At 72.0% G+C, this 25023-nt stretch carries 28 protein-coding genes, 1 pseudogene and 1 riboswitch; of the genes and pseudogenes, 19 read left to right on the top strand and 10 right to left on the bottom strand.

Features of this window, described 5'->3' with window-relative positions; all coding sequences use genetic code 11:
- Positions 1–6: 6 nt before the first annotated feature.
- The 5 genes from pstA to ACGFI8_RS06160 form a co-directional block, all read right to left on the bottom strand.
- Positions 7–1089: a phosphate ABC transporter permease PstA gene (gene pstA / locus ACGFI8_RS06140; RefSeq protein WP_392800654.1), complete on the bottom strand. Its 1083-nt coding sequence runs from the start codon at positions 1087–1089 to the stop codon at positions 7–9.
- Positions 1089–1994: a phosphate ABC transporter permease subunit PstC gene (pstC, locus tag ACGFI8_RS06145; RefSeq protein WP_392801223.1), complete on the bottom strand. Its 906-nt coding sequence runs from the start codon at positions 1992–1994 to the stop codon at positions 1089–1091. Before pstC ends, pstA begins: the two co-directional genes overlap by 1 nt.
- A 99-nt stretch (positions 1995–2093) precedes the next feature.
- Positions 2094–3212 (bottom strand): phosphate ABC transporter substrate-binding protein PstS, encoded by a 1119-nt coding sequence (gene pstS, locus ACGFI8_RS06150; protein ID WP_392800657.1) that lies wholly within the window; start codon positions 3210–3212, stop codon positions 2094–2096.
- Positions 3213–3473: 261 nt separating this feature from the next.
- Entirely contained in the window at positions 3474–4445 is a 972-nt protein-coding gene (mshD, locus tag ACGFI8_RS06155; protein ID WP_392801225.1) for a mycothiol synthase, read from the bottom strand.
- 32 nt (positions 4446–4477) lie between these two features.
- Complete coding sequence (locus ACGFI8_RS06160; protein WP_392800660.1) at positions 4478–5179, bottom strand: winged-helix domain-containing protein; 702 nt, start codon at positions 5177–5179, stop codon at positions 4478–4480.
- A 301-nt stretch (positions 5180–5480) separates the two neighbouring features.
- On the opposite strand from ACGFI8_RS06160, the gene ACGFI8_RS06165 reads away from it, so the two are divergent.
- From ACGFI8_RS06165 to ACGFI8_RS06190, 6 genes are all read left to right on the top strand, one after another.
- A complete protein-coding gene (locus tag ACGFI8_RS06165; protein ID WP_392800663.1) occupies positions 5481–6608 on the top strand; it encodes a hypothetical protein in 1128 nt (375 codons plus the stop codon).
- A gap of 289 nt (positions 6609–6897) precedes the next feature.
- The gene (locus tag ACGFI8_RS06170) at positions 6898–7671 is read left to right on the top strand and encodes a DUF2993 domain-containing protein (protein ID WP_392800665.1); all 774 of its coding nucleotides are present in this window, start codon (positions 6898–6900) and stop codon (positions 7669–7671) included.
- A 55-nt stretch (positions 7672–7726) separates the two neighbouring features.
- Positions 7727–7795, top strand: a complete 69-nt coding sequence (locus tag ACGFI8_RS06175; protein WP_392801228.1) for a putative leader peptide — start codon at positions 7727–7729, stop codon at positions 7793–7795.
- A 202-nt stretch (positions 7796–7997) separates the two neighbouring features.
- Positions 7998–8861: a sulfurtransferase gene (locus ACGFI8_RS06180; protein WP_392800668.1), complete on the top strand. Its 864-nt coding sequence runs from the start codon at positions 7998–8000 to the stop codon at positions 8859–8861.
- A 12-nt stretch (positions 8862–8873) separates the two neighbouring features.
- Positions 8874–9191: a DUF1416 domain-containing protein gene (locus ACGFI8_RS06185; RefSeq protein ID WP_392800671.1), complete on the top strand. Its 318-nt coding sequence runs from the start codon at positions 8874–8876 to the stop codon at positions 9189–9191.
- Between the two features lie 134 nt (positions 9192–9325).
- Positions 9326–10108: a hypothetical protein gene (locus ACGFI8_RS06190; RefSeq protein WP_392800674.1), complete on the top strand. Its 783-nt coding sequence runs from the start codon at positions 9326–9328 to the stop codon at positions 10106–10108.
- 156 nt (positions 10109–10264) lie between these two features.
- Here the strand turns inward: ACGFI8_RS06190 and ACGFI8_RS06195 are convergent, their stop codons facing one another.
- A complete protein-coding gene (locus ACGFI8_RS06195; RefSeq protein WP_392800677.1) occupies positions 10265–10639 on the bottom strand; it encodes a DsrE family protein in 375 nt (124 codons plus the stop codon).
- A gap of 12 nt (positions 10640–10651) precedes the next feature.
- Here ACGFI8_RS06195 and mtfM point away from each other — a divergent pair, with 12 nt between their 5' ends.
- The 10 genes and pseudogenes from mtfM (at position 10652) to ACGFI8_RS06245 (ending at position 18057) form a co-directional block, all read left to right on the top strand.
- Positions 10652–10756 carry a small membrane protein MtfM gene (gene mtfM, locus ACGFI8_RS06200; protein WP_033363477.1) on the top strand — a complete coding sequence of 35 codons (105 nt, stop codon included), beginning with the start codon at positions 10652–10654 and terminating at the stop codon, positions 10754–10756.
- The gene (locus ACGFI8_RS06205) at positions 10753–11340 is read left to right on the top strand and encodes an FABP family protein (RefSeq protein WP_392800680.1); all 588 of its coding nucleotides are present in this window, start codon (positions 10753–10755) and stop codon (positions 11338–11340) included. The genes mtfM and ACGFI8_RS06205 overlap by 4 nt, the downstream gene beginning before the upstream one ends.
- 37 nt (positions 11341–11377) lie before the next feature.
- Complete coding sequence (locus ACGFI8_RS06210; RefSeq protein ID WP_392801231.1) at positions 11378–11788, top strand: Fur family transcriptional regulator; 411 nt, start codon at positions 11378–11380, stop codon at positions 11786–11788.
- Positions 11782–12846, top strand: a complete 1065-nt coding sequence (locus ACGFI8_RS06215) for a YgfZ/GcvT domain-containing protein (protein ID WP_392800682.1) — start codon at positions 11782–11784, stop codon at positions 12844–12846. The genes ACGFI8_RS06210 and ACGFI8_RS06215 overlap by 7 nt, the downstream gene beginning before the upstream one ends.
- 116 nt (positions 12847–12962) lie before the next feature.
- The gene (locus ACGFI8_RS06220) at positions 12963–13796 is read left to right on the top strand and encodes a 3-keto-5-aminohexanoate cleavage protein (RefSeq protein ID WP_392800684.1); all 834 of its coding nucleotides are present in this window, start codon (positions 12963–12965) and stop codon (positions 13794–13796) included.
- On the top strand, positions 13789–14742 hold the full coding sequence (locus ACGFI8_RS06225; protein WP_392800687.1) for an asparaginase: 954 nt from the start codon (positions 13789–13791) through the stop codon (positions 14740–14742). Before ACGFI8_RS06220 ends, ACGFI8_RS06225 begins: the two co-directional genes overlap by 8 nt.
- Positions 14743–14812: 70 nt before the next feature.
- A pseudogene (locus tag ACGFI8_RS06230) lies at positions 14813–15312 on the top strand (helix-turn-helix domain-containing protein); the annotation flags it as partial.
- A gap of 473 nt (positions 15313–15785) precedes the next feature.
- A complete protein-coding gene (locus ACGFI8_RS06235; RefSeq protein WP_392800690.1) occupies positions 15786–16112 on the top strand; it encodes a DUF2516 family protein in 327 nt (108 codons plus the stop codon).
- A 1-nt stretch (position 16113) separates the two neighbouring features.
- Positions 16114–17004, top strand: a complete 891-nt coding sequence (locus ACGFI8_RS06240) for an alpha/beta fold hydrolase (protein ID WP_392801233.1) — start codon at positions 16114–16116, stop codon at positions 17002–17004.
- A 315-nt stretch (positions 17005–17319) separates the two neighbouring features.
- Positions 17320–18057: an alanyl-tRNA editing protein gene (locus tag ACGFI8_RS06245; protein WP_392800692.1), complete on the top strand. Its 738-nt coding sequence runs from the start codon at positions 17320–17322 to the stop codon at positions 18055–18057.
- Positions 18058–18173: 116 nt separating this feature from the next.
- Here the strand turns inward: ACGFI8_RS06245 and ACGFI8_RS06250 are convergent, their stop codons facing one another.
- Positions 18174–19427, bottom strand: coding sequence for an AI-2E family transporter (locus ACGFI8_RS06250; protein WP_392800695.1), 1254 nt, complete (start codon positions 19425–19427; stop codon positions 18174–18176).
- Between the two features lie 171 nt (positions 19428–19598).
- Between ACGFI8_RS06250 and ACGFI8_RS06255 the strand changes: the two genes are divergently transcribed.
- Complete coding sequence (locus ACGFI8_RS06255) at positions 19599–19907, top strand: GroES family chaperonin (RefSeq protein WP_392801235.1); 309 nt, start codon at positions 19599–19601, stop codon at positions 19905–19907.
- Here the strand turns inward: ACGFI8_RS06255 and ACGFI8_RS06260 are convergent.
- The gene (locus ACGFI8_RS06260) at positions 19898–21298 is read right to left on the bottom strand and encodes a PrsW family intramembrane metalloprotease (RefSeq protein WP_392800698.1); all 1401 of its coding nucleotides are present in this window, start codon (positions 21296–21298) and stop codon (positions 19898–19900) included. The genes ACGFI8_RS06255 and ACGFI8_RS06260 overlap by 10 nt on opposite strands.
- Here ACGFI8_RS06260 and ACGFI8_RS06265 point away from each other — a divergent pair.
- Positions 21273–21812 carry a hypothetical protein gene (locus tag ACGFI8_RS06265; protein WP_392800700.1) on the top strand — a complete coding sequence of 180 codons (540 nt, stop codon included), beginning with the start codon at positions 21273–21275 and terminating at the stop codon, positions 21810–21812. The genes ACGFI8_RS06260 and ACGFI8_RS06265 overlap by 26 nt on opposite strands.
- Positions 21805–21922: riboswitch (SAM riboswitch) on the top strand. Its footprint overlaps the gene before it by 8 nt.
- A gap of 36 nt (positions 21923–21958) precedes the next feature.
- Positions 21959–23146, top strand: coding sequence for an aminotransferase class V-fold PLP-dependent enzyme (locus ACGFI8_RS06270; RefSeq protein WP_392801238.1), 1188 nt, complete (start codon positions 21959–21961; stop codon positions 23144–23146).
- Here the strand turns inward: ACGFI8_RS06270 and ligD (ACGFI8_RS06275) are convergent.
- Both ligD (ACGFI8_RS06275) and ligD (ACGFI8_RS06280) read right to left on the bottom strand, forming a co-directional pair.
- Positions 23126–24013: a non-homologous end-joining DNA ligase gene (ligD, locus tag ACGFI8_RS06275; protein ID WP_392800702.1), complete on the bottom strand. Its 888-nt coding sequence runs from the start codon at positions 24011–24013 to the stop codon at positions 23126–23128. The genes ACGFI8_RS06270 and ligD (ACGFI8_RS06275) overlap by 21 nt on opposite strands.
- Positions 24006–24944 (bottom strand): non-homologous end-joining DNA ligase, encoded by a 939-nt coding sequence (ligD, locus tag ACGFI8_RS06280; protein ID WP_392800705.1) that lies wholly within the window; start codon positions 24942–24944, stop codon positions 24006–24008. The genes ligD (ACGFI8_RS06275) and ligD (ACGFI8_RS06280) overlap by 8 nt, the downstream gene beginning before the upstream one ends.
- Between the last annotated feature and the right edge of the window lie 79 nt (positions 24945–25023).

Consider the following 25023-nt stretch of genomic DNA (forward strand, 5'->3'; position numbering starts at 1 on the left):
CAGTGATTATCGGGCGAGCTTGTTGCGGCGGGCCAGCAGCTTCGCCGCGACGGTGAGTACCAGGACGAGCACGACCAGGGTGAGGGCCGCCGTCCAGGCACGCCCAGGAGCGAACTCCGAGGCGACGCCGGCCTGCTCGAAGATGAACAGGGACAGCGAGGACTGGTTGCCACTGAAGACGTTGAAGTTGATGGAGTTGAGGCCGCCGGCGACGAGCAGGACCGGCGCGGTCTCCCCCGCGGCACGCGCTACCGCGAGCATGACACCGGTGACGATGCCGGGCAACGCGGTCGGGAGCACGATCCTCGTGATTGTCTTCCACTTCGGCACGCCGAGGGCGTACGAACCCTCGCGCAGCGCCCCCGGCACCAGCCGCAGCATCTCCTCGGTGGAGCGCACCACGGTCGGCAGCATGAGCACGCTGAGCGACAGCGCCGCGGCGAAGCCGGAGTAGGCCGCCCTGCCGTTGTTCCACAGCGGGGTGACGGTGAACACCCAGAACGACAGGACGAAGAGGCCGGCGACGATCGACGGGATGCCGGTCATGACGTCGACGAAGAAGCGGATCGCGTTGGCCAGGAAGCCGCGGCCGTACTCCACGATGTAGATCGCGCCGAGGATGCCCAGCGGCACCGTGATGAGCGTGGCGATGCCCGCCTGCTCGAGGGTGCCGACGATGGAGTGGTAGGCGCCACCCTTCTCGTCGAAGGCGCCGATGTTGTTCATCGACGTCTGGAAGAAGTTCACGTCCAGCCGCTTGCTGCCCTTGCTCAGCAGCGTCCAGACGACCGAGAGCAGCGGGAGCAGGGCCAGGATGAACGCGCCGTAGATCAGCACGCTCGCCATGCGGTTGCGCGCCGAGCGGGTGCCCTCCACGATGCTCGCCGCGATGCCGACGAAGACCACGAACAGGATCGCGGCGACGACGCCGGTCAGCACCCAGCCGCCGGCGTCCGTCAGCCTGATCAGCACGAACGACACGGCCACCGCCGCCACGACGGCCGCCCAGGGCGTCCACGCCGGCAGCGACTTGGCCCGCAGCTGGCGCGCGTCGGTCACGCCTAGCCGGACGGGGGTTTCGACGGCCATTACGCAGCGCCTCCGACGAACTCGCGGCGCCGGTAGACGATCGCGCGTGCGCCCATGTTGACGATCAGGGTGATCACGAACAGCACCAGGCCGGACGCGATGAGCGCGCCGCGGCCGACGTCGTTGGCCTCACCGAACCGGTTGGCGATGTTCGAGGCGATCGTGATGCCGCCGGGGCCGAGGACGTCCCAGTTGATGGCGAAGACGCTGCCCAGCGTGAGGGCGAGGGCGATGGTCTCGCCGAGGGCCCGGCCGAGGCCGAGCATGACCGAGGCGATGATGCCGGCGCGCCCGTACGGCAGGACGGCCGTGCGGATCATCTCCCACTTGGTGGAGCCCAGCGCGAGCGCGGCCTCCTGGTTCTCCGGTGGGGTCTGCAGGAAGACCTCGCGGGACAGTGACGTGACGATCGGCAGGATCATGATCGCCAGGACTACCGAGCCGAGCAGTACCGACTTGCCGTACGGGCCGTTGCTGCCGAAGATCGGCAGCCAGCCGAACACGTCGTGCAGCCACTTCGACAGATCCGTGATCGGGTCGTAGAAGTAGTCGCGGCCCCAGAGGCCGAACACGACGCTGGGCACGGCTGCGAGCAGGTCGATGACGAAGCCGAGCGTGGTGGCCACCCGCCGGTGCGCGTAGTGCGACAGGCACAGCGCGATGCCGAGCGCCACCGGTACCGAGATCAGCAGCGCCAGTGCCGCCGTCAGGATCGTGCCGAACACCGTGGCGGCGATGCCGAACTTCGGCTCGTCGCCGTCGGTGAACCACTCCTTGTACGTGAAGAAGTTGACCGTGTCCTTGTTGATGGCGGGGATGGCCTTGACGACCAGGAAGACGGCGATCGCTGCGATGATGACGAGCACCATCGAGCCGGCGGCCGTCGCGGTCCCGCGGAAGAACATGTCACCGCTGAACCGCTTGCGCGGCGGAAGACCGCCACCTCCGCCGGGCGAACCGGCGGAGGTGGCGGGCAGAGTCTGCTGGCTCAAGGAGTCTTCCTGTCAGGCCAGGTTCTTGATCGAGGACTCGACCTTGGCGCGGACCGTCTCCGGCAGCGGGGCGTAGCCCAGCTTCTCCAGCGAGGCCTGGCCGTCGGTGCTGACGGTGTAGCCGAGGAAGCCCTTCACCAGCGCGAGCTTGTCGGCGGCGGTGCCCTTGCTGCAGACGATCTCGTAGGTCACCAGGACGATCGGGTAGGCCCCGGCCTCCTTGGTGGCGTAGTCGATCGACAGCTTCATGTCGTCGCCGGTGCCGGTGACCTTGGCGCCCGCGATGGTCTTGCCGGCCGCCTCGGCGGTCAGCGCCGTGTACTCACCCGCGCCGTTGTAGATCTTGGCAGTGCTGAGCGAGTTGGCCTTGGCGAACGACCACTCGACGTAGCCGATCGAGCCCGCGGACTTCTTCAGCGCCGCGGCGATGCCGTCGGAGCCCTTCTCGGCCTGCCCGCCCTGGGCCTTCCACACCTTGTCCTTGCCGGCGGTCCACGCGCTGGGGGCGACCGCGGTCAGGTAACCGGTGAAGTTGTCCGTGGTGCCGGACGAGTCCGAGCGGTGCACGGAGAGGATCGGGGTCGACGGGAGCGTCGCGCTGGGGTTGTCGGCCTTGATGGCCGCGTCGTCCCAGGTCTTGATGTCGCCGCTGAAGATCTTCGCCAGGGTCTCCGGCTTGAGCTGCAGGTCCTTGACGCCGTCGAGGTTGTACGCGATCGCGATCGGGCCGGTGACCATCGGCAGGTTGAGCGCCGGGGCGCCACCGCAGCGGGTGGCCGCCTTGGTGCTCTCGTCGCCGTCCTTCAGCGCCGAGTCGGAGCCGGCGAAGTCGGCCGTGCCGCCGGAGAAGGCGGTGATGCCGGCGCCGGAGCCGGTGCCCTGGTAGTCGATCTTGGCGTCCGAGCACTTCGACTGGTACGACTTGATCCACTCGTCCATCGCGTTCTTCTGCGCGGTCGAGCCCTGAGCGGTAAGCGAGCCACTCGCGCACGTCGGGCCGGCGGCGGTCCCGCCGCTCGGGCCGTTCGTCGCCGAGGTCGAGGGTTCGTTGTTGTCCGAGCCGCACGCGGCGAGCGCGAGCGTCGCGGTGAGCGCGATGCCGGCGATGAGGCCGTGCCGCTTGAGGTTCACTGCGGTCCCTTCGTCGGGGATATACCGACTTCCGTTGCCCTGGGGAGGTGGCGGAAGGCCGACGCAGGTCGTCGACTGACAGGGACGCTAAGAGCGGCAGGTAACCATGCCTCTGGAGGTGGATGAACGCAGGGTGAACAGGTCCAGGGCCGCAGATGACGGCTGGTCGGAGGCGAGTTGGCCATTGGGTGAACCGCCCGGCCGTGATGCGCGGTGTCCCTTTTGTGGCAGGATCGCGCTCACCGCTCGTGATCAGCGCCCCTACAGCGTGCGCTGGAACGAGACGTCGTTGGACCAGCGGACAAACCCGAGGCGCTGATACAGCGCCAGGGCGCGGGTGTTGCTCTCGTCGACGTACAACATGACCTGAGCCAGCCCCCGGTCACGCAGGTGCCACAGCCCGGCGAGGGTCAGCGCCCGGCCGAGGCCGCCGCCGGTGGCGTCCGGGGCAACCCCCAGAACGTACACCTCGCCGATCGGCTCACGGGCATGCGGCTCCCCGTCCTCGTGCGGGTTGGCGTGCTCCTCCCCGTGGACCTTGGTCCAGTGGAAGCCGAGCAGCCGGCCGTCGTCCGACTCGGCGAGCAGGAAGCCGGCGGCCTCGAACCACGGCTCGCGGATCCGCACGTGCAGATCGTCCAGTGTCCACTTGCCCTGCTCGGGGTGCTCGGCGAAGGCGGCGGCGTTGAGCGCCAGCCAGGCCTCGTCGTCCGCGCCGGGCCGGAACGCGCGCAGGTGCACTCCGGCGGGCAGCACGACCTCGTCGAGCGGCGCGAACAGCGAGCGGCGCAGCTGCAGCAGCACCCGGGCGCGGTCGAAGCCGAGCCGGATGGCCAGCGCCGAGGCCGACGGGTGGTCGCCGTGCGCCCACAGCCGCAGCCGGCCATCGTTGCGTTCGTCGGCGACGGCCATGGCCGCGGTGACCAGGGCGCGCCCGAGCCCGCGGCGGCGGTGCAGCGGGTGCACCACCAGCTCCGCCGAGGCGCCCTCGACGGCGTCGGTCGTGTCGACGTGGGCGTACCCGACGATCTGCCCCTGCGCCTCGTCGTATGCCAGCAGGTGTACCGCGGGCACCTCGCCCCCGTGCCGAAGGTGCAGCACGACGTGCTCGGACAGGGGAAGCGCGCCGTCGGTGTCGCCCGCCGCCCGCATCAGGGCCAGGACCTGCTCGACCTGGTCCGGGGAGAGGTGCTCGGCACGGCGTACGGCGGGCGCTGGGATCACCCGATCAATGTAGCCCGCGCCCGGTAACTCGTCGTACGCCCTCAGACCCTTACCGGCTCGGAGTCGTGCAGCGGACGGGCCGGCGGGACGACGAACTTGTAGCCCACCTGGCGCACGGTGCCGATCATCGACTCGTACTCGGAGCCGAGCTTCGCCCGCAGCCGCCGCACGTGGACGTCGACCGTCCGGGTGCCGCCGAAGTAGTCGTAGCCCCACACCTCGCGCAGCAGCTGATCGCGGGTGAACACCCGGCCGGGGTGCTGGGCCAGGAACTTCAGCAGCTCGAACTCCTTGTAGGTGAGGTCGAGCGGGCGGCCCTTGAGCTTCGCCGCGTAGGTGTCGGGATCGATGGTGAGCTCGCCGGCCTTGATCATGCCGCCGGTCGCGGCCGCGGCGGAGTTGAGCCGCCCCACGGCCAGGCGCAGCCGGGCCTCGATCTCGGCGGGGCCGGCGGTGGCGAGAATGACGTCGTCGAGGCCCCAGTCGGCGTGCAGGGCGACCAGCCCGGCCTCGGTGACAGCGGCCAGCAGCGGGACACCGAGGCCGGTGGCGTGCAGCATGCGGCAGGTGGCGCGGGCGTCGGCCAGCTCGGTGCGCGCGTCGACCACGACGGCGTCGGGGCTGGGGCCGCTCACCAGTGTGCGGACGTCTCGAGGTGCGGTGCGCACCGTGTGGGGCAGCAGGTCAAGGCCCGGCAGCACCACCTGGCCCGCGGGAGCCGCGGTCAGCAGCAGAATCTCCACGAGTCACCTCCGTGGCCGCGGCGCACCTGATCACTCGGGCGCTGTGGCGCCCCTGACAGGGCGGCGGCTCGCTACAGGTCCCGGCCACTCTGACGGGAGGTTGTGGGTTGTATCCCGCACGAGAATATCTGAGTATTCGCGCTTTGCGACCGGTCGAACCGCAGTTCGAGACAGTTGGCTGAGCCACACCCCACCGTTTCCGGTGACATGATATTCGCGCGCGGGGGCAATGACGAGCGACCGATGCCTCCAGGTCATCCCCGCCGGGGTCGTTACCGGCCGGTTCTGGCACGATCGGTGCGTGCCCGCAACCCCGTCGCCCGCCGAGGACTTCGGTCCCTGGCCCCCGGCCACCGAGCCGGCCTCCCGTCGCCGCCGCCGGGACGAGGCCGGGCGCGAAGCCGGCCGCCGCGACCAGCCCGGACGCGACACCGGCCGGCGCGACCCGGCCGGGCGTGACGGCGGCCGCCGCGACCGCGCCTCGCGCAACGGCGGCCACGGGAACAATGACAACAACGGGAGCAACGGGCACCACCCCGAACCTCACCCCGGCGGTGACCCTCTCCCGGATGATCCTGCCGACACCGGCGACACCCCGGAGGACACCGCCCCGCTCCCCCCGGTCCGCCGCCTCGTCTCGCTCGGCGTGGCAGGCTTCGCCGCGCTCGTGACGATCGCGCTCATCGTCGGCGCGCAAACCCGCCATGAGTCGTACGCCGTGGTGATCTTCGGCGTCCAGGCCCTCTTCGTCGGCGTCTGGACGATCGCGAGCCGCCCGCCCGCGCCGAGGGTCGTCGGCATCGTCGGCATCGCCGTGGCGATCGGCACCGACGTGGCCGCCGTGCTGACCCGGCCGGCGTCGCTGGCCCCGCTCGCGTACGTGACCGCCGCCGGCTTCATCATCGGCGTCGTCGGCCAGCTCACCCGCCCCGCGGGCCGCCAGCGGGTCACCGAATCGCTCGGCTCCTCGCTGGTGGTGACGCTGGGCGTCGTGGCCTTCGCCAGCCTGGTGGTGCTCGGCCGCATCCCGCACGGCACCCAGGCGATCGTCGCCTGCCTGGCCGCGGCCGGCACGGCGCTGTTCATCGCCCGCTTCAGCGACGCGATCGCCGCCCTGCCGAGAATCGCACCTCAGGTCCCGCGCGGCGGCGCCGGCGTCGTCCTGGGAACGATGGTCGGCACGGCCGTGGCCGGCGCCATCGGCAACTACCTGGACGGCATCAGCCCCCTGCCGAGCGCCCTGGCGGGCCTGGCCACCGCGATCGTCGCGGTCATGGTCGACCTTTCGGTGGGGTATGCCGAGGCGAGCCGCATCATCGACGGCGACGAACCGGCCCTGTGGCTGGCGAGGCACATCCAGGGCCCGATCGGCGCGATCGCCTTCGCCGCCCCGGCCGCGTACGTCGCCAGCACCCTGCTCCTTCTCTGACGCCTCCTTTGTCGGGCGCCGACCCGCCCGACGCCTGGCGCACCATCCATGCCGGATTTCTCACCTGTCAGGCGAAAAATCGGACACGAGGTGTCCGATCGGGGTGGACCACGCGGGGTCGTGGGTCGCCGGCCGGTTCGAATGTGGGCGAATGTGGCGAAGCGGTCAAGATAGGTGGCACGGGTCGTGGATTCGCGCCAATAGTGGGTGCCGGGAGCGCCAGAGTTGTCGCGGTACGAAATCCTCGTGCTTGGGTACGACGGCTGGAACCGAAACCGAAGGGAGCGCCGTGGCGGCGAGACGACGAGGAGCCAAGGCCGGCATTGTGCTGATCGTCCTGGCGCTCATCCTGATCGGCGTGTTCGTGGCCGTCGATCGAATCGCGGCCAGCGCCGCCGAGGGTCGAATCGCCCAGGAGACGCGCACCCAGCTCGCGGCCAAGGACATCAAGTACGAGGGTGATCCGCAGGTGTCGATCGCCGGGTTTCCGTTCCTGACGCAGGTGGTGGCGGGTGAGTACCAGAAGATCACCATCAGGCTCAGCAAGCCGCAGCTGAACAACATCAAGCTCGACACCCTGACGGTCGAGGCGCGGTCGGTCAAGGCCGACGCGCAGGATCTGCTCAACGGCAAGGGCGACGTCGTGGCCAGCGAGGTTGTTGGAAACGCGTCGATGAGCTGGGACGACGTGCGGCCGCTGATGGAGGTCGCGGGGCTTCCGTCCTCGGTCGACCCGTCGCAGGTCGACCTGCGGGTGGTCAACAACAAGATCGAGATGCGGGTGCCGGTCACGATCCAGGGGGTCGGGTTCAACATCGTGGCCAGGGGCAGCATGGTCGTGGAGACCGGGAAGGTGCGCCTGAAGCTGGAGTCGGTCGACACCGACCAGGGCAGCCTGCCGCCGCAGGTCAACAACTTCATCAGGCAGTACCAGAACCGGCTGCAGATCAACCTGAAGCTGCCCGGCCTGCCGTACAACCTGGTGGTGAACTCCGTCAACACCACCGACGCCGGACTGCAGGTCAGCGCGTCCGCCGCGGACGTCAAGCTCACCGGACAGTGACCCAGCGGACGCTGCGCTGGCACGCTCGGCGATGCTACGCTGCCACACCATGAGCATGCTGCTCACCCGACGGCGCGCGGTCGACCTGTGCCGCGTGGCCACCTGCCTGTGTTGCCGCGCTTGATGGTGCGGCCCTGCAGCGTGCTCTGAATACGGCTCGAGGCAGCGGCGCCCCAGACCGGTGGGTCTGGCCGGCGAGCTCTCCGTCCGCAGGCATTCACAGACTCATCGCCGAAACCGTGATCCGTCCCCCTCGGGTCGCGCGCGGCTTCCTGCCCGTGTGGCGACTCGAACCCACCACATCGTTCCTGGGAGAGAGAACACCCATGAGTCGCGAATCCGCCCTGGTCACGGCCGACTGGGCCGAGGAGAACATCGAGACGCCCAGCGTCGTGTTCGTCGAGGTCGACGAAGACACCACCGCCTACGACGGCGGCCACATCCCCGGCGCCGTCAAGATCAACTGGAAGACCGAGCTGCAGGACGCGGTGCGCCGGGACTTCGTCAACAAGGCCCAGTTCGAGGCGCTGCTGTCCAGCAAGGGCATCGGCAACGACGACACCGTCATCCTGTACGGCGGCAACAACAACTGGTTCGCCGCGTACGCGTACTGGTACTTCAAGCTCTACGGCCACGGCGACGTGAAGCTGCTCGACGGCGGCCGTAAGAAGTGGGAGCTCGACGCCCGCCCGCTGGACAAGGAGGCGGTCGACCGCCCGGCCACCACCTACGTCGCCGTCCACGACCAGGACCTGTCGATCCGCTCCTTCCGCGACGACGTGGTCAGCGCCATCGGCGCGTACAACCTCGTCGACGTGCGCTCGCCCGACGAGTACGCCGGCCGCCTCCTCGCCCCGGCCCACCTCCCGCAGGAGCAGGCGCAGCGCCCCGGCCACATCCCGACGGCGCTGTCCGTGCCGTGGAGCAAGGCCGCCAACGAGGACGGCACGTTCAAGTCGGACGACGACCTGCGCGAGCTCTACGCCGCGGCCGGCCTCGACGACGCCAAGCCGACGATCGCGTACTGCCGCATCGGCGAGCGCTCGTCGCACACCTGGTTCGTGCTCAAGGAGATCCTCGGCCACGGCGACGTGCGCAACTACGACGGTTCGTGGACCGAATACGGCTCGCTGGTCGGCGTGCCCGTGGCGCTGGGCGACGAGCCCGGCAGTGTTGACAGCCAGGCCTGAGGGAAGAGGTAGATGACGATGAGTTCCGCTGACAGCTGCGCCGCCCCCGACCAGAGCGCCCCGCTCCCGGCGAGCGTCGACGTCGAGAAGGAAACCGTGATCACCGGCGTCGTCAGCTCCGGCGAGGGTCCGGTGGCCGGCGCGTACGTGCGCCTGCTCGACTCGACCGGCGAGTTCACCGCCGAGGTGGTCACCTCGCCGGCCGGGCAGTTCCGGTTCTTCGCCGCGCCGGGCAACTGGACGCTGCGCGCCCTGTCCCGCGCCGGCAACGGCAACGCGACCCTCGCCGCGGACCGCGGCATCAACGAGGTCGCCGTCTCCGTCGGCTGACGATTCTCCGGCGGGAATCGCCCTGTGCCGCAGGGGTTTTCGCGGGAAGAGCTCCACACGCAAAACGTGACGCCGCTCGCCGGGCCCAACCCCGGCGGGCGGCGTCGCGCTTTCCGGCTGGGAGGATGGCGGCCGTGAAGCGCTGGATCGTCACCGGAGTCGTCGCGTGGGCCGCGGTCGTGGCCGGGTTGGCCCTGTACTCGCACTTCCACGGCCGGCCGACCGCCCGCGAGCAGACCACGATCGCCGAGGCGCTGCCGACCGTGGACGGGGCGCTCGGCCGGATCTACTCGGCCCTCGACCCGGCGTCGTCGGTGGCGGTGCTCGGCGGGTACCGGCGCACGGAGGTGAGCTGCCGGGTGACCTCGGCCCGTGAGGGCACCCGGTTTGCCCGGGATCTCACCGTGTACGTCAAGAAGTCCTCCGAGGGCGCCACCCTCGACCGCGTCAAGGCGGCCCTGCCCGCGGCATACAAGGCGTCCGTCGTCCACAGCGGCGGCACCGACCTGCTCAGCGCCGACGCGGGCAACTTCGTGGCGGTGCGCGGCGGCGTGCCCGAGCCCGGGCAGCTGCGGTTCACCGCGGACACCGGCTGCCGGATCCAGGACGAGCGGGTCACGGAGGCGACGCCGCCGTCGCAGAACGCCAACCGGGCGCCGGTGCAGGCGGTGCTCGACACGCTTGGCAAGCCAGCCTCGGAGTGGCGCACGCACCGGCTCAGCTGCCCGGCGGGCGGCGCGCTGTGGACGGTCGAGGCCGTCACGTCGGGCGACGGCGCCACGGCCCGCGCGACGGTGCCGGCGTCCGCGGTGGTGCTGGACGAGCCGAGGGTGTACGCGTACCGCGCCGGCGCGGCCGGCGTCGCCCTGCGCACGGAGCACGACTCGCTCGTCGTCAGCTCCACCGCGGGTTGTTAGCCCTTGCCACCGCGGACCCGGCAGGGAGCGCCTGGTCCGGATCGACCGGCGCGAAGCCTCGTCGAGCCAGACTGGGCGAGCGCCAGCGCCGACCGGTGTCTCGTGGGAAGAACGGTCTTCAGGTGACGCGGCCCGAGTCCCGTGTCTCAAACGTGCCTAATAAACTAGGGCCTGGGCGTCGTCCTGCAGCGCCTCCTCGACGAACGCCGCCGCGCCGGCGATCCGGATGCCCGGGATGACGTCGTCCGCCCCGATGTCACGGCGGGCGGCGCACTGCGTGCAGACGGTGACCGAGCCGCCGGCCAGGATCGCCTCGAGCAGGTCCTGCAGCGGTGCGGCGTGCGCCAGCTCAAACTCGGCGGCGCGGCCCGGCAGCGCGAACCAGACCGACTCGCCGGTGAGCCAGAGCGACGTCGGCACGCCGCCCGCGACGGCCGTCGCGGCTACGGTGAAGGCCTGCGAACAGCGCTCCGGGGCATCGGATCCGGCGGTTGCCTTGACGACGAGAGAACGTGTCATGTCTCGCAGCATAGGATTCGGGTGATGGTAACTGAGATCGGGTTCGTGAGCCTGCTCGTCGCCGGCATGGGTGCGCTGGCCGGCGGCCTGATCTATCTCGCGGTTCGGGTGTCGAGGGGGCGTTGGTGACTGACGTGCAGCCGCCGCCGTGGGCGGGGCTCGCCCAGGTCGGTGAGTATCCGTTCGAGGAGACGCACGATCTTCGCAAGGGGCCGGACCTGCACCCGGCGCTGCTGGGGCTGCTGCCGCTGGTCGGCGTGTGGCGCGGGCGGGGGCAGGGCGATTACCCGACGATCGAGGGCTTCCACTACGGGCAGGAGGTCCGGTTCAGCCACGACGGGCGGCCGTTCCTGTTCTACGAGTCGCGCTCGTGGATCATCGACGCCGACGCCAACCCGATCCGCCCGGCACAGCGCGAGGTCGGCTGGTGGCGCCCGGTGATCGTCGACGGCAAGGCGACCGACGAGCTCGAGATCCTGCTGTCCGCGCCCACCGGGATCGTGGAGCTGTACTCCGGCCAGGCGCGCGGCACGACCCAGTGGCAGATGGCCACCGACGGCATCGGCCGCACGGCGACGGCCAAGGAGGTGCGCGGCGGCCAGCGGCTCTACGGCATCATCGAGGGCGCGCTGCTGTACACCTTCGACCTGGCCGCAGTCGGCCAGCCACTGCAGGTGCACCTCTCGGCGCGCCTGGAGCGCGTGGCGGGATAGGTGGCGGGATAGATTGAACGACGTGGACCTCGCGGAGATGCTCCGGTCGCGCGGGCTGCGGCTGACCGCGCCGCGGCAGCTTGTGCTGGAAGCGGTCTACCGGCTGCGCCACGCCACGCCGGACCAGATCCACGCCGAGGTGGCCGAGCACGCCGCCGGGGTCAACATCACCACCGTGTACCGCACGCTCGAGCTCCTCGAGGAGCTCGAGCTGATCACGCACGCGCACCTCTCGCACGGCGCACCGACATACCACGCGGTCGACGAGCACCAGCACGCCCACCTGGTGTGCCGGCACTGCGGCTCGGTGCAGGAGCTGCCCTCGCCGGTCCTGGACGGCCTCGCCAGCGAGCTGCTGGACGGCCGCGGGTTCCGGCTGGACATCGGGCACGTCGCGCTGTTCGGCCTCTGCGGTGACTGCGGTACTACCCGAGGAGAACCATGCTGAGCGCCGTACCCGTCGCCGCCCTCGACCCGAACGACCCCGACGCCGGCGCCGTGGCCCACTACGGCGACCCGGCCCGGGAGCAGCGCATCCTGGACACCGCCGCCGGCCTGGTCGACCGCTCGCACCGCGGGGTGCTGGCCGTTCCCGGCGCCGACCGGCTGACCTGGCTGCACAGCCTCACCACGCAGCACCTCACCGACCTCGCCCCGATGACCGGCTCCGAGCTGCTGGTGCTCTCGCCACACGGCCACGTCGAGCACCACGCGGTGCTCACCGACGACGGCACCACCACCTGGCTGGACACCGCCGACGCGCCCGGGCTGCTCACGTTCCTGGAGCGCATGCGGTTCCTGATGCGCGTCGAGCCGGCCGAGGTCACCGCCGACTGGGCGCTGCTGTCGATCGTCGGCCCCGAGACCGACGAGGCCCTCGTCACACTCGGCGTCGGCCCGCTGCTCCCGCCCGATCTGCTCGCGGTGCCCGACGCCAAGTTCGCCGACGGCTCGGTCCCGCCGCGCCCCACCGCGGTGTACTCGGCCGCGCCGCTGCCCGTCGGCGGATGGGTGCGCCGCATGACGTACGGCGCGGACCTGCTGGTCCCCCGCCAGGCCGTTCCCGACGTGATCGAGTCCGCGGGCCTGCCACTCGCCGGCATCTGGGCCTTCGAGGCGCTGCGCGTGGCCGCGCGCCGCCCGCGGGCGGGGTTCGAGACCGACCACAAGACGCTGCCGGCCGAGGTAGGTTGGACGGCTCCGGCGGTACACCTGGAGAAGGGCTGCTACCGCGGCCAGGAGACGGTAGCGCGGGTGCACCACCTGGGCCGCCCGCCGCGCAAGCTGGTGCTGCTCCACCTGGACGGCATCACCACCGACGAACTCCCGGCGCGCCACACCCCCGTAACGCTGGAGGGCGGCGACCGCCCGGTCGGCTTCGTGGGGACCGCGGTGCGCCACTATGAGCTGGGGATGATCGCCCTGGCGGTCGTCAAGCAGAACCTGACCCCGGACTCGACCCTGCGCGTAGGCCCGTCAACGGCCGCCATCGACCTCGCCCTGTAGCCGTTCGCTACCCGCTTCCCCTTCCCCCGCGAAGAGGTGACCGCCGCACGGGCGGGAGTGGCAGGTCACGGGGTCGCGAGCCGGTTCGGGGGCGGCATGGCAGGATCGGCGACGTGATGACAACGACGTTGATCACGGTGGCTCCGACCGGCGCTGAATCGCGCAAATCGGACGTGCCCGCGCTGCCCGTGACGCTTGAGGAGTTGGTGGCGACCGGTCGGGACTGCGAGGCGGTGGGGGCGAGCGTGATCCACGTTCACCTCCGCGACGACGCCGCGGAGCCCACGCTCGACCTCGGGCGGCTCAGGGAGGCGGTCGCCGCGCTGCGTGCCGAGACCGGGCTGATCGTGCAGCTGTCGACCGGGGGCGCGGTCACCGACCCCGAGGCCGACCGGCTCCGCGTGCTCGACGCCCAGCCTGACATGGCGTCCTGCACCATGGGTACCGTCAACTTCGGCGACGACGTGTTCCTCAACCGATGGGGCTTCATCGTCGACCTGCACACGCGCATGCAGGAACGGGGAATCGTCCCCGAGTACGAGATCTTCGACCTCGGGCAGATCGCCGCCCTGCGCCGGCTGCTCGACAAGCACGGGCTGCCCGCCGGCGGGCACGTCCACGTCGACCTCGTCATGGGCGTGCCGGGCGGCATGCCGGGCACCGTCGCGGCCCTCGCCGCCTGCGAGGCCGCGCTGCGGGATCTGCCCGAGGGGACCACCTTCTCCGCGACCGGGATCGGGCGCTCCTCGCTGCCGGTCCTGCTCGCCTCGCTCGCCGCCGGCGGACACCTGCGCGTCGGCATGGAGGACACCGTGACGTACGCCAAGGGGCAGCCCGTCGAGAGCAACGCCCAGCTCGTCGCGCGGGCCGGCGGGTTCGCCCGGCTCGCCCAGCGCCCGCCGATGAGCACCGGCGACGCCCGCGCCATGCTGGGGATCGGCAATGTCTGACCTGTACGCAGGCGGGGAGTTGCTCGCCGAGGTCGTGCGCAGCGGCGTGGTCGAGAGCCGCCACCACGGCTCCGTGGTCGTGCTCGACGCCGACGGCGAGGTAGCGGCGTGGGCCGGCGACGTGCTCGGGGCGATCTTTCCGCGCTCTTCGGCCAAGCCGCTGCAGGCGGTCGGCATGCTGCGCGCCGGGCTGGTCGCCACCGACGCGGAGCTGGCGCTCGTCGCCGCAAGCCACCGCGGGCAGCCGGTCCACCTTTCCGCGGTACGGCGGATGCTCGAGGAATCCGGCATCCCCGCCGAGGCCCTCGGCTGCCCGCCGGACTACCCGCTGTCCGAGGACGCCCGCGACGCGGTGGTGCGCGCCGGACACGGCCGCGAGCCGCTGTTCATGACCTGCTCGGGCAAGCACGCCGGCATGCTGCGCACCGCGAAGGCCAACGGCTGGCCCCTGCCCACGTACCTCGACCCCGACCACCCCCTGCAGCGGCAGCTGGCCGCGACGATCGAGGAGCTGACCGGCGAGCCGGTGCGCGCGACCGGGGTCGACGGCTGCGGCGCGCCGCTGCTCGCGTTCTCGCTGCGCGGCCTGGCCGGCGCGTTCCTTCGGCTGGTCAGTGCGCCGGACGGCAGCCGGGAGCGGGCCGTCGCCGACGCGATGCGGGCGCACCCGGTGCTGGTCTCCGGCGACGACCCCGCCGAGGACGACACCCGGCTCATGCGGGCGGTCCCGGGGCTGCTGCTCAAGCTCGGATTCGAGGGGGTCGCGGCGGCGGCGCTGCCCGGCGTGGGCGCGGTGGCGCTGAAAATCGACGACGGTGGGATTCGGGCCCGGCTGCCGGTGCTCGCCTCGGCAATGGCCCGGCTCGGCGTGGCGCTGCCCGGGCGGGTGGAGGTTCCGGTTTTGGGGGGCGGACGCGAGGTCGGCGTGGTTCGCTCAGTGTGGTGACTGGGTTCACGCTAACTCTGGCAAGCATTTTGCTTGCAGGAGTTAGCAGCCCGCGCTACCGTCGGTAAGCGTGACAGAAGAGCCGCGCGACCTGGGTGGGTTCATTCGTGACCTGCGCCGCAACGCGCGCATCTCGCTCCGCCAGCTCGCCGAGCAGGCAGGGGTGAGCAACCCGTACCTGAGCCAGATCGAGCGTGGCCTGCGCAAACCAAGTGCGGAGGTGCTGGCTCAGCTCGCAAGCGCACTGCGGGTCTCGACCCCGCTGATGTACCTGCGGGCCGGGCTGCTCGAGCGCGAGGGGCACGACGTGCTCGCCGCGATCGCCGCCGACGGTGACCTCACCGTCGCGCAGAAGCAATCGCTCACCCAGATCTACGAAACGTTCCGCCGGGAAAACGCGCGGAACTCTACGGATCCCGAGAACGGCGCCGGTGCCACCTCGGGGCCCGAACCGGAGCAGCCGACACGTTCCCACGAGGAGTCACAGTGACCGCGAAGACCACCACGAAGAGCACCACCCGCAAGATCCCGACGCCGCTGTACGCCGCGGCGGGCGCCGGCGACCTGGCGTACGAGCAGCTGCGCAAGCTGCCCGCGCAGGTCGCCCATCTGCGCACCCGCGTCGAGGAGCTGCGCCCGGCCGTGGCCGGCGCGGTGTCGGAGGGCAACCTGCGCGACGACCTCGACCGGCTGCGCGGGATGGCGCGGCGCAACGCCGCCAGCTTCCTGGCCAGCGCGCAGGCCGGCGCTCAGGTCGCGCAGGACCGCGCCGTGGCCATGTACACCGACCTGGTCGCCCGCGGCGAGAAGGTCGTCAGCACCGCCCGGGGCGCGGAGGCGAAGATCGAGCTGGAGCCGGGCCGCAAGGCCGTGACCGCCGCGGTCACCGCGACCGAGGAGCCGGCCGCGCCGCGCACCCCGGCCAAGAAGACGACGGCGAAGAAGGTCGCGCCGAAGGCCGACACCAAGAAGTAGCGGTGTTTCTCGGGAGCCCTCCGGCACCGTCGCGCACGGGCCGGGGGGCTTCGGCATAAGCTCGGTGCATGGTGAGTGCCGTCCCGATCTTCTACCTACGGGTCGAGAACTACATTTCGCTCAGCGTGTGGATCTTCTGCCTGGTGCTCGGCGCCGCGGCGTTCCTGCACTGCGTCGTGCAACGTACCGACGCGTTCGCGGCGATCGGCACGATGTCCAAATCCATCTGGCTGGCGATGATCGGCGGCGGCGAGCTGCTCACCGCGATCTCGCCCAATCTCGGGTTCGGCTTTCTCGGCATCTTCTCGCTCATCGCGGTCGGGATCTTCGCCGTGTATTTGCTCGACATCCGCCCCGCGCTGCGCGACGCGGTCGACGGCCACGGCTCCTGGTGAGCTGATGGACTTCCGCTGGCCGCCCCCACCGGACGGGCGCCCCGATCGGTTTCGCCCGCCCGTGAGCCGGGGGCCACAGACCGGCCGGCCGACCCTCCCCGCGCCCCCGACCGAGCTGGTCGCCACGCCGCACGGCGTCGAGCTGGAGCAGCTCGTCACCGGCGAGGGTGACCCGGTGACCGTGTTCGCCCACGGCCTCGGCAGCGGAATCGCCGAGACCCGCCCGCTGGGCAGCGCCGTGCACGGCCGCAAGGTCTTCTTCCAGTTCCGCGGGCACGGGCAGTCCGCGGCGCCCGGGGGCACGTGGACCTACCCCGACCTCGCCCGCGATCTCCGCGCGATCGCCGATCTCTCCGGCGCGACCCGGGCGCTCGGCGTCAGCATGGGCGCCGGGGCGCTCACCCGGCTGCTGGCGGACAACCCCGGGCGCTTCGAGCGGGCGGTGTTCTTCCTGCCCGCCGTGCTCGACGCGCCGCGCCCGGCCGCCGCCCACGAGCGGCTCACCGCGCTGCTGGAGGCGATCGAGGCGGGCGACGCGGCGGCGGTGGCCGACGTGATCTCGCAGGAGGTCCCGGCACAGCTGCGCAACACGCCGGCGGTCTGGGCGTTCCTGCGCCAGCGGCTCGACCAGCTCATGCGCGACGGGCTCGCGGCCGGCCTGGCCAGCCTGCCGGAGCAGGCGGCGATCGAAGACCGGGCCGAGCTGGCCGACGTCACCGCCGACTGCCTGGTCATCGGCTGCCGGGGCGACGACCTGCACCCGGCCGCGGTCGCCGAGCAGCTCGCGGCGGCGCTGCCGCGGGCGCGGCTGCACGTGTACGACCGGCCCGGCATCCTCTGGACGCAGCGCGCCGACCTGCGCACGCGGATCTCGGCGTTCCTCAACGCCTGATTTGCGGCGCCGGTCCCCGCATCACCGGCGCCGTCCCCGCATCCATAGGGCGCTATGACCTGCATCATTGAGACCATGCGCGACGACCCGACGCTGCTGGCCCTGGTCGACCGGGCGCGCGGCGGCGACCAGGCCGCCCGGGACGCTGCCGCTCGCCGCCGCTGAGTCGGTACGTCCACCCGGCGAACGGCTCACCGGTAGTGACCGAATGGGTGACCCTCTGACGCGTATCAGGATGAGGGGTGACGGATTCTGTATTGCATGACCACTTCGCAATGCTGGGCGGGCCCGACCCGCCGCATATAGTCGGCTTTCATGGGTGTCACACATCACGGCCGCACGTACCGGCTGGACCTGGCCGACCCGACGCTGCGCGAGTGGACCTGCACGGTGCTGCACTCGTCGGCCGAGGACGGCATCGTGCTCGACCGCTCGGCGTTCTACCCCGGCGGGGGCGGGCAGCCCCCGGACCACGGCGTCCTGCTCTGGCAGGGCGTGCAGACCCGCATCGTCGGCACCCGCAAGGGCGACGATCTCTACCTGCAGCCCGCCGAGGGCGACCCGCTGCCGCCCGTGGGCACCGAGGTGACCGGCGCGGTCGAGGACGAGCGGCGCACCAAGCTCATGCGCACCCACTCCGGCCTGCACGTGCTGTGCGGCGTCGTGTTCCGCGACTTCGGCGCGCTGGTGACGGGCGGCTCGATGGAGCCCGCGGAGGCGCGCATGGACTTCAACCTGCCGGAGGTACCGCCGGACTTCAAGGCCCGGCTCGAGGAGCTCGTCAACGCCGAGGTGGTCGCCGACCGCAAGGTGGTGACGAAGGTGCTCGCCCGCGACGACGCCCTCGCCCTGCCCGACATCATCCGCACGCAGTCCAACCTGATCCCGGCCGACGAGGAGGAGATCCGCATCGTCGACATCATCGGGCTGGACACGCAGGCGGACGGCGGCACGCACGTGGCGTCGACGGCACAGATCGGGCGGCTGCAGGTCGTGAAGGTGGAGAGCAAGGGCAAGGCCAACCGCCGCGTCCGGGTCCGCCTCACCGACTGACCTCCCACCGGCGCGGCGGCCACCCCACGACGCGGCCGCGCCGCGGCGTCCGGCCACCGCAGCGCGCGATCGTGAGCCGGAAAAATACGACAAGTTCGCACTCGTCCGGTGAGTCCTCAATCGGAGGGGACGATCACGGCGTCGGGTGGGGGTTCGCGGCGGTGCTCGACCAGGTGGCGGATGCCCGTGTTCAGCACGGCCACCAGCGGCACGGCGACCAGCGCCCCGATGATGCCGGCCAGCACCACCCCCGTCGCGATCGCCACGATGACGGCCAGCGGGTGGACCGCAACGGCGCGGCCCATGATGAGCGGCTGCAGCACGTGGCCCTCCAACTGTTGCACCGCGATCACGCCGATGAGCACGACGAGCGCGGTGACCGGCCCGTCGTCCACGAGGGCCACCAGGACCGCCACGGCGCCGGAGACCGTAGCGCCGACGATCGGGACGAAGGCGCCCAGGAAGACGAGGGTGCCCAGCGGGAACCAGAAGTCGACGTGCAAGAAGAACAGCAGCAGGCCGATGCCCAGTGCGTCGATGAACGCCACCAGGACCGTGGCGCGGACGTAGGCCACCAGGGTCCGCCAGGCGGCCTCGCCGGCGCGGCGGATCGGGTCGCGGGCGGGGGTGGGCAGGATGCCGGTCACGAAGTGCCAAATCCGCTTGCCGTCGCGCATGAAGAAGAACGTGACGAAGAGGATCAGCAGCATCAGCGCCAGGAACTCCACGGTGGCGGTGGCCGTGTTGACCGCGCTGTTGGTGAGGCTGCCCCGGTTGTCGCTGAGCCAGGTGCTGGCGGCGGCGAAGGTGGCGTCCAGCTGGCGGCCGCTGAGGTGCAGCGGGCCCGTGGTGAGCCAGTCCTGGATCTGCTGTACGCCGATGGACGCCTTGTCGGACAGCGCCGGGAACCCGGCCACGAACTCGGTGACGACCAGGGTCAGCACGCCCGCCACGGCGGCCAGGCCGGTGATCAGCACCACGAACGCGGCCAGCGACGGGGGCAGCTTCACCCGGCGGCGCAGGACGCCCATCATCGGCGCGAGCAGGGCCGACAGGAGCAGGGCGATGCTCAGCGGGATGAGCACGGTCCTCAGCCGGCCGACCAGCCACAGCAGCACCGCGGCCGCGGCGACGAGGATCAGCAGGCGCCAGGACCAGGCGGCGGCGATGCGCAGACCGTGCGGTACCTCGGCGTCATCCCGGCTGGTCGTCGTCGCGTGGCTGAACTCCCGCTCGAGCTCGGCCAGCTCCGGCTCCGGCTCGGGATCCTCCTCGGCCAACGCCGCGGCCTCGCGCTCCGCCTTCGCCGCTTCCATTCGCTGGACATAGGCGCGGCGCAGATTCGCCCGCACCGTGTCGAACCGGCCCACGTATCGCCTCCTTGACGCGCTCAGCCATCCGGCCAGGACTCCTCACGGTAGACCGGGCCGCACGTCGTTGGCACGTACCAAGGCGGTAGCGTCGCAAGCGTGACAGCACAACCCGCCGCCGGTTACCAGGCGTCAACCGACGCTCCATTTGCCGCCCGACCGGAGGACGCACTGCCGATCCGGCTCCTGCACGACCGTGTCCTCGTCCGGCTCGAGGGCCCCGAGGGCGAGCGCCGGCACGTCTCCGGCATCGTCATCCCGGCGACCGCATCGGTCGGGCGCCGGCTGTCGTGGGCGACCGCGGTCGGCGTCGGGCCCAACGTGCGCTCCATCGTCACCGGCGACCGGGTGCTGTTCGACCCCGAGGACCGCTCCGAGGTGGAGCTGCAGGGCCGCGACTACGTGCTGCTGCGCGAGCGCGACGTGCACGCGGTCGCGGCCCGGCGGGTGGAGCCCGACTCGACCGGCCTCTATCTGTAGTACGGCGGGCCGGCGTAGGCCGGGGGCGGGGGCGGCGGCACGGCCAGCGAGACCGGCACCGGCACGACCGGGGTCGGCGGGGCGTCGAGCACGCGCACCACGCCATCGGGGAACGTGATGTGATAGCGCGCCCCGTCCCACACCGCCCGCGGCGACTGCGGATCCCGCCCGACGAACACCTGGCGATAGGCGTCCAGCGCGGTCAGCAGCTGCCGCTCCTCGGCCAGCGTCTGCATCCGCCGCTTCGGCTCCTTGTCCAGGCCGCGGTGCAGGCCGTCGCGCAGCAGCGCCAGCCGCGTCGCGTCGAACTGGAACGCCCGCATCGCCTGCGCGCCGGCGTCGCCGGCCACCCGCTTCGCCCAGCGGCGGGCGGAGAGCCGCCGGCCGAGGGTGGCGAGCGCGGCGACCTCCGGCGGGGAGAACCAGCCGGCCCGCGCGTACTCGCCCAGCACGCGCTCGGTGAGCCGGCCCTCGTTGGCGCGCAGCCAGAGCGCGAAGCCGACCATGCCCAAGAAGATCGGCATCATCACCGCGAAGTAGCCGTACAGCAGCGGCACCCAGGGCTTGGTCGAGCTGGCTGCGACGACCGACATGAGGTTCCACGAGCCGTGCAGCATCATCGCGGTCAGCAGGCCGGCCAGCGGCGCCAGGAACCGCACCGCCTTCGTCGACGACCGCGACGCGACGCCCAGCCCGATGCCGGTCATCGAGGTGAAGAGCGGGTGCGCGAACCCGCTCATCAGGATGCGAACGATGAAGATGCCGACCAGCGCGGCCGCGCCCGAGGCCGGACCTGACTTCTCGGCGTAATCGCCGTAGCCCTTGAAGCCGAGGTACAGGATGTTCTCCACCATCGCGAAGCCGGTCGCCGACAGCCCGCAGTAGACGATGCCGTCGATGATGCCGGAGTAGGCGCGCGGGCGGCGCCAGAAGAGCAGCACCGGGCCGAGGGCCTTCATGCTCTCCTCGATCAGCGGCGCGAGCAGCACGGCGACCAGGGCGCCGGACAGGCCGGCCTTCTCGGCGAAGTAGCTGCCGGCGGTGTTGACCACCAGCGCCACGCCGGTGGCCACGCAGGCGCCCCAGCCGAAGACGAAGACGAGGTACTTCACGGGCTCCGGCTCGTAGCGGTCCAGCCAGAGGAAGCAGGACACGAGGACCGGGACCGGGATAATGGCGGACCCGACGCCGACGAGCAGCGCCGTCCAGCCGCCGCTGACGCCGAAGAAGGCGAGCACGGCCGCGCCGCAGAGGGCGATGAAGCCCATGACACCGATGAGCGTCCACAGCCGGCGCCGGTCGGTGCGCTTGGCGGGCGGCGCGGCGGCCAGGGCGAGGGCGGCGGTCGGGTACTCCTGCTGGCCGGTGCTGGGCTCGGCTGCCTCGATCACGTTCGGCACCGCGACGCCGGGCAGCGCCGACGGCCACGGCGAGGGCCCAGGCGGTCCAGCCGGCCCAGGCGGTCCGGCATGGATCATCGGCCCGCCGGGCGATATCGCGCCGGTCGGCCCGGACCCCGGGAACGGCGGCCCCGAGGCCGACCTGGCCGGCGCCTGCGGCACGATCGGCTGGCCCAAGGACGGCGAGGACGGCGAGGATGGCGAGGACGGCGAGCTCCACGGGCTCGGCGCCGGCCCGATGGCCGCGGACTGCCACGGCGCGGGGCCCGACGTCGGCGCGGGGGGCGGCGCCGCCTGCCCCCACTGCCCGGCACTCGGCGCCGAGGAGCCGCCGCCCGCCGCCGGGGGCGCGCTGCCCGGCGCCGCCCAGGGGCCGGCGTCGGAGACCGGGGTCGCACCGGTCTCCGAGGACGGGGGCTCGGAGCAGGGCGAGTTCGGCGTCCCATCCGGCGGGAGTTCGCTCATGACGCAACCTTATCTGCGGTACGGTCTGGTCAGGTCATGAGTGCCAGCGCACAAGCCCCGGCTTGCTGGCCGGCAACCCTCGCGTTCGCGGCGGGGTGCCCCGGGTGATGACCCGGCCCGGCACACGGTGTGCCCGGGCAAGCGCGAGCGAGAGGGTGACCCGTGTCCGAGTTGCTGTCCCCTGCGATCTTGTCGCCGGGCGAGGTCAAGCTGCGCGACGGCCGGTCCGTCGACTTCGCCAACCTCGACATCGCCGCCACCGCGCCGTGCCTGCGGGCCGTCGCGGACGCCGTCGCCGACCTGCTGCCCTACTACGGCAGCGTGCACCGCGGTGCGGGCGCGCTGTCGGAGCGCTGCACCCGGGAGTACGAGCAGGCCCGAGAGACCGTCGCGGACCTCCTCGGCCACGGCTCGGACGACACGGTGATCTTCACGCGCAACACCACGGACGCGTTCAACCTGCTGGCGCGGGCGCTGCCGGAGGATGCGACGGTCGTGACGTTCGGCGGTGAGCACCACGCCAACCTGCTGCCCTGGCGCCGCACCGTGCGCCTGGCCGCGCCCAGGTCGCCCGAGGAGGCGGTCGAGGCGCTGGAGCGATCGCTGCCCGGCATCCAAGGTCCGAACCTGCTCGTGAGCGTGACGGCGGCGAGCAACGTGACCGGCGAGGTCTGGCCGGTCGCGCGGCTCGCGGAGGTCGCGCACCGCTTCGGCGCCCGCATCGCGGTCGACGCGGCGCAGCTGGCCCCGCACGCCCCGGCGCGCCTGGCTGGGCTCGGCGCCGACTACGCGGCGTTCTCGGGCCACAAGCTCTACGCGCCGTTCGGGGCGGGCGTGCTCGCCGGCCGGGCGGACTGGCTCGACGCGGCGGAGCCGTACCTGGCCGGTGGCGGGGCGAGTGCCCACGTGGCCGACGACGGCGCGGTGCACTGGGCGACCGGCCCGGCCCGGCACGAGGCCGGCACCCCGAACCTCGTCGGCGCGGTCGCGCTCGCGACGGCGCTGAGGTCACTGCGGCAGGTCGACCCGCAGCACCGGGAAGACGCCCTGCTGCACCGGCTCCGGGACGGCCTCGCGCGGCTGCCGCACGTCGAGGAGCTGCGGCTCTTCCCGGCCGACGCCGAGCGGGTCGGGATCGTGTCGTTCGCCGTCCTCGGGGCCGACCCGGGCGAGCTCGCCGTCACGCTCGGTCGCGATCACGGCATCGGCGTCAGGACGGGGCTGTTCTGCGCCCACCCGCTCACCCGCCGCCTGCTGGCCGAGGCCGCCGACCGTCTCGGCGCCGAGCGGCCGCCCGCCCAGGCGATCCGGGCCAGCTTCGGCCTCGGTACCACCGAGGCGCACATCGACCGGCTACTGGCCGCCCTGCAGTAGGTCACCCAGCGTCGCGACCCGGTCGAGGACGACGGACGGGGTCAGGTCGGCGGCGGTCAGCTCGCCGGCCTCGACCTCGTCCCAGGCCAGCGGCGCGCTGACGGTCGGGGTTTCGCCGGCCCGTAGTGAGTAGGGCGTGACTGTGGTCTTGAACGCGTTGTTCTGGCTCCAGTCGATGAACACCTTGCCCGGCCGCAGCTGCTTGGCCATCTTCGCCACGATCAGCCGCGGGTGCCGGCCGGCCAGCTCCTCGGCGATCGCCTTCGCGTAGCCGCTGATCTCGTCCGCGCTCTCGTCGCCGGGCAGCGGCACGACCAGCTGCATGCCCTTCTTGCCGGACGTCTTCGGCGCGCACTCCAGCCCGTCGGCGGCCAGCCGCTCGCGCATGAGCAGGGCGACCTCGAAGCACTCGGGCAGGCCGGCCGGCGGCCCCGGGTCGAGGTCGACGACGAGCTGGTCGGGGTCGAGCGCCCGGCCGTCCTCGTCGACCCGCCACTGCGGGGTGTGCAGCTCCAGCGCGGCGAGGTTGGCCAGCCAGACGACGGTCGCCAGCTCCTCGACCACGATGAAGTCGATCTTCTCGCGGTTTCTGGACGAACCGGGCACCGGCAGCCGCACCGTGCGCACCCAGTCCGGGGTGCCGGCCGGGGCGTTCTTCTCGAAGAAGCTGATGCCGCCGACGCCGTCGGGATAGCGGGTGCGGGTGAGCGGGCGCCCGTCGAGATGCGGCAGCAGCGTCGGCGCGATGCGCGTGTAGTAGTCGAGGACCTCGCCCTTGGTGAAGCCGGCCCTCGGGTAGAGGACCTTGTCGAGGTTGGAGATCTCCAGCTGGCGCCCGGCGACCTCGACCCGCAGGCGGTCAGGCATCGCGCACCTCCTCGGGCGACAGGTCGGGCCGGATCCGCAGGAACCGCGGGAAGCGCAGCCGCCCGTCGCGCGTGCGGTGCCCGAACTTGACCTCGACCACGAGCTGCGGGTCGACCCATACGGCGCCGCGGGCGTCCTCCCGCGGTACCGATGCGCCGAAGGGGTTTGTGCTCGTCTCCAACGGGCCGAGCGCGGCCAGCAGCGCCCGCTCCGCCGCGCCGGAGATGCCGCCGCCGACCCGGCCTCGGTAGGCGAGGCCACCCAAGCCACCCTGCGCGGGGACGCCGACCAGCAGCGCGCCCAGCGCGCGCTTGCCCGGCCGCCAGCCGCCGACCACGAACTCGCAGCTCTCCTCGAGCTTCACCTTGATCCAGTCGGTGGTGCGGATCCCGGGGTGGTACAGCGAGTCGGCCCGCTTCGCCACCACGCCCTCGAGCCGGTTCTCCCGGCTGGCGGCCACGGTCGCCGCGCCGTCGTCGAACGACGGGGGCACGACCGCGCGGGCCCCCAGCGCGAGGCCCTCCAGGCGTTCCCGGCGGATGCGGTACGGCAGGGCGGTCAGCTCCTCCCCCTCGGCACGCAGGGCGTCGAAGACCAGGTAGGTGACCGGGACGGTGGCGGCGAGCCGGGCCGCGCGGTTGGGCTCACGCACGTGCATGCGCTCGGCGAGCACCTGGAACGACGGCTGCCCGGCCTCGTCCATCGCCACGACCTCGCCGTCGAGCACCGAGTCGGCCAAGCCGCGCCCGACGCCCGCGAGCTCGGGATAGGCGGCCGTCACTTCGGCCCCGCTGCGGGCGAAAAGCCTGGTGGCGCCCTCGCGGACAATCGCGATCGCGCGGATGCCGTCCCACTTGAACTCGTACGCCCAGCCGGGCCCGGAGGGCAGCGCACCGCTCGAGGCGAGCATCGGTGCCGGCGGGCCTGCCATCCCCACACGATAGTTCGCCTGAGAGTTCCTCGCGCCCGGCTCGAAACGATGCGATTCTGGTGGGACAAGGTCCACAGGC

Origin of the sequence: Dactylosporangium sp. NPDC048998, assembly GCF_043197855.1 — a bacterium.
Classification (GTDB): Bacteria; Actinomycetota; Actinomycetes; order Mycobacteriales; family Micromonosporaceae; genus Dactylosporangium.

Excerpts from the sequence above, each read along its gene's own strand:
- pstA (WP_392800654.1), bottom strand. The coding sequence starts at position 1,089 with ATGGCCGTCGAAACCCCCGTCCGGCTAGGCGTGACCGACGCGCGCCAG.
- pstC (WP_392801223.1), bottom strand. The coding sequence starts at position 1,994 with ATGTTCTTCCGCGGGACCGCGACGGCCGCCGGCTCGATGGTGCTCGTC.
- ACGFI8_RS06180 (WP_392800668.1), top strand. The coding sequence starts at position 7,998 with ATGAGTCGCGAATCCGCCCTGGTCACGGCCGACTGGGCCGAGGAGAAC.
- ACGFI8_RS06185 (WP_392800671.1), top strand. The coding sequence starts at position 8,874 with ATGACGATGAGTTCCGCTGACAGCTGCGCCGCCCCCGACCAGAGCGCC.
- ACGFI8_RS06195 (WP_392800677.1), bottom strand. The coding sequence starts at position 10,639 with ATGCTGCGAGACATGACACGTTCTCTCGTCGTCAAGGCAACCGCCGGA.
- mtfM (WP_033363477.1), top strand. The coding sequence starts at position 10,652 with ATGGTAACTGAGATCGGGTTCGTGAGCCTGCTCGTCGCCGGCATGGGT.
- ACGFI8_RS06210 (WP_392801231.1), top strand. The coding sequence starts at position 11,378 with ATGCTCCGGTCGCGCGGGCTGCGGCTGACCGCGCCGCGGCAGCTTGTG.
- ACGFI8_RS06215 (WP_392800682.1), top strand. The coding sequence starts at position 11,782 with ATGCTGAGCGCCGTACCCGTCGCCGCCCTCGACCCGAACGACCCCGAC.
- ACGFI8_RS06220 (WP_392800684.1), top strand. The coding sequence starts at position 12,963 with ATGACAACGACGTTGATCACGGTGGCTCCGACCGGCGCTGAATCGCGC.
- ACGFI8_RS06225 (WP_392800687.1), top strand. The coding sequence starts at position 13,789 with ATGTCTGACCTGTACGCAGGCGGGGAGTTGCTCGCCGAGGTCGTGCGC.
- ACGFI8_RS06235 (WP_392800690.1), top strand. The coding sequence starts at position 15,786 with ATGGTGAGTGCCGTCCCGATCTTCTACCTACGGGTCGAGAACTACATT.
- ACGFI8_RS06245 (WP_392800692.1), top strand. The coding sequence starts at position 17,320 with ATGGGTGTCACACATCACGGCCGCACGTACCGGCTGGACCTGGCCGAC.
- ligD (WP_392800702.1), bottom strand. The coding sequence starts at position 24,013 with ATGCCTGACCGCCTGCGGGTCGAGGTCGCCGGGCGCCAGCTGGAGATC.
- ligD (WP_392800705.1), bottom strand. The coding sequence starts at position 24,944 with ATGGCAGGCCCGCCGGCACCGATGCTCGCCTCGAGCGGTGCGCTGCCC.